Source organism: Methanococcoides seepicolus (genome assembly GCF_023684405.1).
Taxonomy (GTDB): Archaea; Halobacteriota; Methanosarcinia; order Methanosarcinales; family Methanosarcinaceae; genus Methanococcoides; species Methanococcoides seepicolus.
Genome location: NZ_JAGSOI010000140.1, coordinates 1 through 1,226, shown reverse-complemented (window position 1 = coordinate 1,226; position 1,226 = coordinate 1). Strand labels below are relative to the sequence as shown.

Genomic DNA, 1,226 nt, shown 5'->3' with positions numbered 1-1,226 from the left:
TTCACCTTACTTCCCTATACCTTTTTAATAATATAGTATTCTTCCATAAAACTTTAATACATGATGTTTTATTAAAATCTCGATTTTTAAAAAATGATGTAGTATTTTCTGAGATGACTATTTTGAGTAAATTTCTAACTTTGAAAAAACGTAACTATTCAGCCTAACTATCGTCAATCCTGTATTATCAACTCTAATACAAAAAATTAATTTGCAATCCTAAAATCAAACAATCGTTGGAACAAATGGCTTTCCATCGATTGCATCTTGAATAGCCTTCATCACAGAAAGTTGATTCTTCTTAACAGTAGAAATGTAGCTTCTTATACGACAGAAAGAACGTGCTCCTTGCACACTTCGGAACGTGCCTGATATCTTCTGCTGTACTTTCATCATTCTCACATCTCTTTCTGCGAGATTGTTCTCAAATGGGACTTTCAAGTCGTACATAAACCTGACAATGTCATTTTTGTAATTCATGAAACGATCCAGCAGATTTTTTGCCGTGGTTTGTTTATTTCTTCCACGTTTCTTTGATCGTATTTGGAGAGGAGGATTCTCTTCTAACCCTGTACAAACTATACGATCATAACAATATTCGAACTCTTTGATCTTCTCCAGTTTCAGGTAACCCGATATTTCTCGGACCTTATCTACAGAGGTTTTGATATTGATGAGCAGGTCACTCATTTCTTTTGACCACAGTTGTTTATAATTCTCACTGATGCCTGTTAGTTCTCTTAATAAATGGGCATTACAGATTGAATGGTTGCAGTTGTACTTGTAGTAAGGCTTCCAGAAATCATGAACTACGGTACCAGTGTAATCTGGCAAAATATCCATATCATTCATTGCTTCAGAGCCTCTTTTTTGATGAGAATGATAATATGTCATTTCACCCGTACAGGCAACATGAAGCCACTGTCGTTTCCCTTCAATCCTCATACCAGTTTCATCACAGTTGATAACATGGGATTGCCTCAATAGGTTCTTAATCTGTTGTTCAAACCCTTCCAGTTGTTCAAAACATGTTTTTTCTGCTCTGATCAAAGTAGAAGGACTGATTTCACACCCACAAACATCGGATAACAATTCACAGCTGCGTTCATAGGGAATCAACTGATAGTCATGTAGATAGACTGACAAAGATGTCAGACGTGAACCATATTGTACAGATTGTTTGATCCCTTCTGGAAAAATAGCTTTATTCTTACAACCACAATGAG

General features: G+C 35.8%; 1 protein-coding gene. It reads right to left on the bottom strand.

The window, feature by feature from the left end:
- Positions 1–225 precede the first annotated feature (225 nt).
- On the bottom strand, positions 226–1,226 hold a 1,001-nt coding region (gene tnpC, locus KDK67_RS14090; protein ID WP_250869476.1), incomplete at its 5' end, for an IS66 family transposase.